This window comes from Campylobacter sp. 2018MI13 (genome assembly GCF_018501135.1).
In the GTDB taxonomy this organism is placed as follows: Bacteria; Campylobacterota; Campylobacteria; order Campylobacterales; family Campylobacteraceae; genus Campylobacter_E.
The window spans coordinates 1-7,423 of the sequence record NZ_JAHCZC010000085.1 but is presented as its reverse complement, the minus strand read 5'-3'; the positions used below and the strand labels follow the sequence as shown (position 1 = coordinate 7,423).

7 protein-coding genes are annotated in these 7,423 nt (G+C 28.4%); 5 read left to right on the top strand and 2 right to left on the bottom strand.

Going from position 1 to position 7,423, the window contains the following annotated elements:
- Nucleotides 1–90: 90 nt before the first annotated feature.
- The 4 genes from KJQ99_RS08140 (at nucleotide 91) to KJQ99_RS08125 (ending at nucleotide 3,442) form a co-directional block, all read left to right on the top strand.
- Nucleotides 91–1,026: a hypothetical protein gene (locus KJQ99_RS08140; RefSeq protein ID WP_214150502.1), complete on the top strand. Its 936-nt coding sequence runs from the start codon at nucleotides 91–93 to the stop codon at nucleotides 1,024–1,026.
- Between the two features lie 15 nt (nucleotides 1,027–1,041).
- Nucleotides 1,042–2,115 carry a Cj0814 family flagellar-dependent secreted protein gene (locus tag KJQ99_RS08135; protein WP_214150501.1) on the top strand — a complete coding sequence of 358 codons (1,074 nt, stop codon included), beginning with the start codon at nucleotides 1,042–1,044 and terminating at the stop codon, nucleotides 2,113–2,115.
- 9 nt (nucleotides 2,116–2,124) lie between these two features.
- Nucleotides 2,125–2,628: a hypothetical protein gene (locus KJQ99_RS08130; RefSeq protein ID WP_214150500.1), complete on the top strand. Its 504-nt coding sequence runs from the start codon at nucleotides 2,125–2,127 to the stop codon at nucleotides 2,626–2,628.
- A gap of 163 nt (nucleotides 2,629–2,791) precedes the next feature.
- Nucleotides 2,792–3,442: a hypothetical protein gene (locus KJQ99_RS08125; protein WP_214150499.1), complete on the top strand. Its 651-nt coding sequence runs from the start codon at nucleotides 2,792–2,794 to the stop codon at nucleotides 3,440–3,442.
- Between the two features lie 137 nt (nucleotides 3,443–3,579).
- Here the strand turns inward: KJQ99_RS08125 and purU are convergent, their stop codons facing one another.
- Both purU and KJQ99_RS08115 read right to left on the bottom strand, forming a co-directional pair.
- On the bottom strand, nucleotides 3,580–4,407 hold the full coding sequence (gene purU / locus KJQ99_RS08120; protein ID WP_214118690.1) for a formyltetrahydrofolate deformylase: 828 nt from the start codon (nucleotides 4,405–4,407) through the stop codon (nucleotides 3,580–3,582).
- A gap of 3 nt (nucleotides 4,408–4,410) precedes the next feature.
- Nucleotides 4,411–7,020: a valine--tRNA ligase gene (locus KJQ99_RS08115; RefSeq protein WP_214150498.1), complete on the bottom strand. Its 2,610-nt coding sequence runs from the start codon at nucleotides 7,018–7,020 to the stop codon at nucleotides 4,411–4,413.
- A 102-nt stretch (nucleotides 7,021–7,122) separates the two neighbouring features.
- On the opposite strand from KJQ99_RS08115, the gene KJQ99_RS08110 reads away from it, so the two are divergent.
- The coding region (locus tag KJQ99_RS08110; RefSeq protein ID WP_214150497.1) for a hypothetical protein at nucleotides 7,123–7,423 on the top strand (301 nt) is incomplete at its 3' end.

Below are 7,423 nucleotides of genomic sequence, written 5' to 3'. Positions count from 1 at the left end.
AAAAATTTTATAAAAGAGTTCAGATATAAATTAAATATCTATTAATATTTTTTTAAACCTACCGATATAGAAAAATAACGGGGGTTTAAAATGCAAATAACAAATAACAATTATATAAATTATCAAACAAATATTAAAAATCAAATTCCAACCACTCAAACTCCTAAAGATAATATAAAAGAGCAAGTTATGAATTTATTAAAAGATGTTCCACAAGATGAATGTGGAACTTATGAGCCAAATAATACACAAAGAATACTTTTGGGTGTAAATAAATCTAAGCATCCAGAGCTTCACGCTATGCTTGAAAGCGAGTTTATGGAAGGTATGCTTTTTTATGGAATGAATAAAAAAGAGCGAGAATACTGGATAGAAACGGGCAAGAGTGTCGGAGCTGAAGAAATGGTAAAAGTGATTAATTCTTTACACCCTGCATTTTTCAACGAAAACGATGACAAAAAGGCTCTTTCTAAGTTAGACGCTTTACAAATAAATACAAAAGCTAATAATATTTATAATCAAGCATTTATTAAAAACGATTTAAAACTTTTAGAGTTTTTAAAGCAAAACGAGATTGTGGGCGTTAGATTTGCTACTAATGATACAAATTTTGGAGATACTAGCGTGCCTGAGTTTTATCTAAGCAGATTTTCTCAAGGCAATATAAAGCTAGGAGATGTTTTTTGTGGGAGCGGTGGCTTTATGGATAGGCTTATGGATTTATTTGCTCTTGATGATTTAGATGAATTTAAAATCGGTTATTTGGCTTTAAAAATAGAAGTTGATTTATACAAAGAGCAAAATGGTTATGAAAAAAATTTTGGAGAGAAATATTCACAAGAAAATTCCGAAAAAGATGAGAATATAAAAAGAAAACCCATAGAAGTAAAAGGCTCTAGCACTCGTGAAAGTATGGAAGAGATTTTAAGTAAGATTGACCCACGCAAAGTAAAAGATGAAAGAGATTTATTAGCTATTTTAATGGCATATAAAGATAGCAAGAATTTATATGATAAAAGAATTTAAAATAAAGGAATAATTATGAAAATAAATTCTTATTCAACATATCAAATAACCAATATAAGCAAAAAAGAAACAAATAACGAGATTAAAAAAGTAGATAATAAAGCAGATGATAAAAAGGTAGGAGTTGTTTTAGGATACGGAGTTGATAAAGATGGCTTTTTTACAAGTGATTTTAATAAAGCCGCAGGTATTCCGGATAATTATAAAATCCACAGCGATAGTTTAAAATCTTTAGTAGAACAAAACAATAAAGCTCATATAATAGGTAAAAGATTTATGGAAATTGATATAGCAAAAAGCGTTGGAAATGCTTATAAAGTCTTAAGCCAAGTTGTAAGTGAAGATTTTTTAAACTCTAAAGAATTTTTTAGTAAAGAAGATATTAACAATTTGCCATGTGGGTTTGAGATAGATAATAGTACCTTTAGTGTAGGCAAGATTTTACAAACTAGATATAATTTTGAAGATTATAATGATAAGAATATTCATGCACGAGATTTTCAAAGAATAAAGGGTGCTGATACACTATTTCATTATGATGGTGATGGCAAAATGGATATGTTTCCCGTGCATAGCGATAGTTTTTCTCAAGGTTATTCTATTTTATGGGACGCTAAAGGCGATAATTATAAAAACAATCAAGGAGATGTAAGTCGTGGTGGAATATTAATAGCCGTATTAAGAAATAATCATTTTTTAGTAGAAGGCGAGAGAACTTATTGGGGCAAGATGAGTGGCGGGGATAGATTTGTAGATTATAAAGAATTCGCACAAAATGTCGCAAAACCACTTAATTCTATGGTAGCAAAAGGTTTAATAACTCAAAGCGATATTTCAAAAATGCCAAAATACTTAGCTGATGAAGCAAATAGATTATCACAAGATTTTAAAAGAGCAAGAAGTGAAGAACTAGCAAAAGAATATAAAAAAATACTAAATTGGTATGAAAAACTAGCTTATGAAATGCTAAGTGGTAAAAATCTAAAAGCTCCTAAAGATATAGATAGTTATGAAACATTTGAAGAGTTTTTACAAGCGGCTTTAAAATACAGCCAAAAAAATATAAGTTTATTTGATATGAAAGTATAAGGATTTGTTATGATGGTTAATGGAGTAAATAATTTTTCAAATACTTATATGAATAATCAAAGCAAAGTTAATAAACCTTATTATGAAGATGGAAAGGCTAGTTTAGAATATCTTAAACTAGCTCAGCAAAAGCTAGAAAACGATCCGACTTATAATCCTTTTAATGATAGAAATTTAGATAAAAGTGAAATACTTAATCTAGCTTTATTTGGAGCATTAGACCCTGATATTGTAGAACAAAGAAAAATAGAATGGGAAAATACTCCAGACATTGATCCAGAAGAATTAGTAAAAACTCTAAATAAACTTTTTAAAAATTTAGATAAATTAACTTCAGATAGCATAAATGATGAAGAAAAAAATAAATTAATGAAAAGTATTTTTTCTAATACAGATGAAGATTTAAAAATATCGCAATCTAAAGAAGAAATTAAACAAGAAGAAAAAGAAGAACAAACTAAAGATAAAAAAACCATTCGAAGCCATAGAAGTAAAAGGCACAAGCACTCGTGAAAGTATGGAAGATATTTTAAGCAAAATTAATATTCAAAATATCAAAGATGAAAGAGATTTATTAGCTATATTTTTAGCCTATAAAAATGGCGAGAATTTATATGATAAAAGGGTTTGAAATAAAAGAATTTAAAAATCTTAATTTTTATCAAAAGAGTAAAAAATGAAAATTAATTTTAATGATTTAAATCTAAGAAATTGGAATGACGCTTATAAAGATTATCAAAAAGCAAAAACACCAGAAGAAGAGAATAAATACTTAAAAGAATTAAGTAATATCGCTTTATTTAAAGGTAAAAATGATAGTCAAGAAAACAATAATATAAGTAACAATAATGCATCGACAAATATTAGTGATATTTCTATATTTTATGTTTATATGCGAGATTTTGGTTATGCTAGGCTTCATCCTGAGATGTTTATTTCTAAGCTTTTTCAAAACGATGATGAGGCAAAGGATATTAAGTCATTTTTAAAAGAAAATGCCTTAAATAACGATTACACTGCTAATTATGATTATGAGATTAAAGAACTTTTTGCAAGTGATATTAGTGTAGATGAATTTAAGAAAAAATACTTAAAGCGTATAAACGAGCTTAAGCAAGAAAATCTAAAAGATAATATAGAAGAAACTAGCGAAGAGCTTAAAAAAGATGAGTTTAAACCAATAGAAGTAAAAGGCACAAGCACTCGTGAAAGTATGGAAGAAATACTTAGTAAAATTAATATTCAAAATATTAAAGATGAAAGAGATTTATTAGCTATATTTTTAGCTTATAAAAATGGTGAGAATTTATATGATAAAAAAGTTTAGATTAAAAGAATTTAAAATCGTAAAAATTAGCATAATTTTAAAACTAATCAAAAATTATTATATGTGTTTAATAAGCTAAGGAGTTTAATAAAATTAAGGTTTAAAAACTTAAACCCTAATTGTATTTTCAAAATTTTTTAAAATATAATTGTTTTATTACCTGCAATAAATACTTTATCATCAAACACTTTTTCAAGGGCATTTCTTAGCACTAGAGTTTCTATTTTTTTACCTGCTTTTCTTAAATCTTTTGAATTATAAGTGTGATTTACTCTAACTATGTCTTGAAAAATGATAGGTCCTTCATCTAAATTATCCGTTACAAAATGCGCACTTGCTCCTATGATTTTAACTCCACGCTCATAAGCTTGTAGATATGGATTTGCACCGATAAATGCAGGTAAAAAAGAATGATGAATATTGATGATTTTATCTTTAAAAGTATTTACAAAATTTGGGCTTAAAATCCGCATATATTTTGCTAATACTATATAATCAACATTGTATTTTTTAATCTCTTGAATTATATCTTGCTCGTAAAGTTCTTTATCTTTGCTAGTATCAATTAGGCTAAAATCTATATCAAATCTCTTCACAAAATCGCTTAAATCGTGATTTGCCATAACTTTTAATATATTCGCATTTAGTTCATCTTCATAGTTTGCAAGTAGCAAATCACCTAAACAATGAAGTTCTTTTGACGCTAGGATTATTATGTTTTTCTTTCTTTTTGGGCTAAATGTGATTTGTGCGTCTGTTAAAATCTGTTTTAAATTATTTATAAAATCATCTTTTACACTTTCACTTGAGCTTAAAATCGCTAGAAAATAAAAAGAATTTGTATCGCTATTTACAAATTCATTATTACTTTCTATATTAAATCCCGCCTTATAAATCTCATTTGAGATAATAGCCACAAGTCCTTTTTTATCAGGGCAAGTGATTTTTAAGATATATTCATTCATAATTTATCCTATGTTATTTAATTCAGCTTTTATTTCATTTAATTCGTTTTCAGCTTTTTGCATAGCAATTTTGTTTTGTTCTACAACTTGTGCTGGTGCGTTAGCTACGAATTTTTCATTACTTAGCATTTTGTTTAGCTTTTCGTATTCTGCTAGAACTTTTTTATATCTATTTTCTAACTTAGCTTTCATTTCATCAAGTGCTTTGCTATCTATAAAAATAGCGGTTTTTAGGTTCGTGCTTACATTTACGCTAAAACTTTCTTTTACATTTTCGCTTTGCTCTAAATCCCCAACTTTAGCTAATTTTGCTATAAGTTTTAGATAATATTCATCAAATTTATGCTCACTTATAATTTGTGCTGGAGCGTTTTTATCAGTAATATTTGCTGTTTTTTTGATACTTCTTAGGCTATTAATCGCCTCTTTACAAAGCTCGTAGTTTTTGATAATTTGCTCTTCAGTGGTTGAAATCTCATTTATTTTAGGATATTTTTCTACCATAATTGAGCCGTTTTCAAAAATACTTGTGCTGCCTAATTTATGATATAAATAATCACTAATAAATGGCATAAATGGACTAAGCAATTTCATAGCATTTAAAAACACACTAGCAAGCTCATCTATACTACTCTCATCAGCCTTGCTAAACTCAATTCCATAATCACAAAACTCATCCCATAAAAACTTATAAATATTCATAGCAGCATCATTAAATCTATATTCATCTAAGTTTTTGCGAGTTTCATTTACGCATTTTTGAAATTCTGCGTTCATATAAATACCTAGTGTTGTTTTATAGCTACCTAGTATCTTATAATCCTTACCTTTAAGTAGTAAGAAATTTACCGCATTATAAAGCTTATTTGTGAAGTTACGAACTAAAATCATTCTATCTTCACTCATTCTAATATCTCTTCCTTGAACGGCTAAAAGTGCTAAAGTAAAGCGTAAAATGTCAGCACTATATTTATCAATGCTATCAAGTGGGTCAATTACATTGCCTTTACTCTTACTCATTTTTTGTCCGTTTTCATCTTTTACAAGTGCGTGAAGATAAATGTCTTTAAATGGGATTTCGCCTAGCTCATTTTCACTTTGAAATAACATTCTGCATACCCAGAAAAATAATATATCAAAGCCTGTAATTAAAAGCGAATTTGGATAAAAGTCTTTTATATCGCTTTCATTCCATAAAGTGCCTTTACCAAAATCGCCATTGTTATAACCTAGAGTTGAAAATGCCCAAAGCCCCGAGCTAAACCAAGTATCAAGTACATCTTTATCTTGAGTGATACTATCACAGCCACATTTTTCGCATTTTTCTACCTTTCTCTCACTTACATGAATATGTTCGCACTCATCACAATAATAAACAGGAATTTGATGTCCCCACCAAAGTTGTCTGCTGATACACCAAGGGCGTAATTCTCTTAACCAAGCATTAAAGCTATTTATCCAATGAGCTGGATAAAACTTAGCATCACCATTATTTACTTTTTCTATAACTTTTGTTGCAATGTCGGTTTTTACAAACCATTGTTTAGAAATATACGGCTCAACGATATTTTTACAACGATAACAATGTCCAACTTGATTTATATAGTCTTCAATTTTTTCAATAAAGCCTAATTCGTTTAGTTTATCAACTACTATTTTTCTAGCCTCAAGTCTTTCAAGTCCTTTAAACTCAGCACAATGCTCGTTTAAAATTCCATTTTCATCAAAAATAGTTAAAAACTCTAAATTATGTCTAAGTCCTACTTCATAGTCATTATTATCGTGAGCTGGTGTTACTTTTACAATTCCTGTTCCAAAGCTCATATCAACATGGCTATCAGCTATGATTTTTATTTTACGATTTATAATAGGCAGCGTAACTTCTTTACCAACTAAGTGCTTATATCTTTCATCTTCTGGATTTATCATTACGGCAGTATCGCCAAAATAAGTCTCAGGTCTAGTAGTTGCAACTACTAAATAATCCTTATCATTTAAAAAATATCTTATATGATAAAGTTTGCCTTTATTTTCTTCATATTCAACCTCAATATCACTTAATGCTCCATCTTTTGTGCACCAGTTTATCATTCTGTTATTTTGCTCTATTAAGCCTTTATTATAAAGGTCCACAAAAGCTTTTTTAACAGCATTTTGAAGCCCTTCATCCATAGTAAAACGAAGTCTTGAAAAGGCAGGAGTAATGCCTAGTGCTTGCATTTGCTTAACTATAGCTCCACCGCTTTGCTCTTTCCATTCCCATACTTTTTCTATGAACTTTTCACGCCCTAGCTCTTCTTTTTTAATCCCTTTTGCTAAAAGTTGCTTTTCAACTACATTTTGAGTGGCAATGCCTGCGTGATCTAAGCCTGGTTGATAAAGCACCTTAAAGCCATCCATTCTTTTATATCTTGTAATAATGTCTTGAAGTGTAAAAGTAAGTGCGTGTCCTATATGTAAAACACCTGTAACATTTGGCGGTGGCATCATAATTGCAAAGTTTTTGCCATTTTCTTGAATGTTTTTATTTCCATCTATTTCAAAATAGCCTTTTTGTTTACAAAATTCATAATAATCTTTTTCAATTTCTTTTGGATTGTAAAAATCGCTCATAAATAATCCTTAAATTAGTGTTTTTTGCCATTTTATTAATTTTTGCTTATTTTTAGGTTATTTTGCTAGACTTTTTGGCTTTTAAATATGAAAGGTGTTTAAATGAATGTAGTTGTCCGCTCATTTTTAACTTATTTTATTTTTGTAATTCTTTGTTTATTATTTAGATTTGGATTTTTATTGTCACATTATGATTTTACTTTGAGTGATTTTTTTACTTCTATATTTCAAGGTATTAGATTTGATATGCAATATTGTGGATATATAGCAAGTGTTTATTGTATTATTTCAACACTAGGTAAGGTTTTATCAAGAGTTATTTTTAATATCGCTTGTATTTTAATATTGATTGCTGAATTAACTTTTGTAGTATTTTTCAATATATATCAAAAAAATATTGATT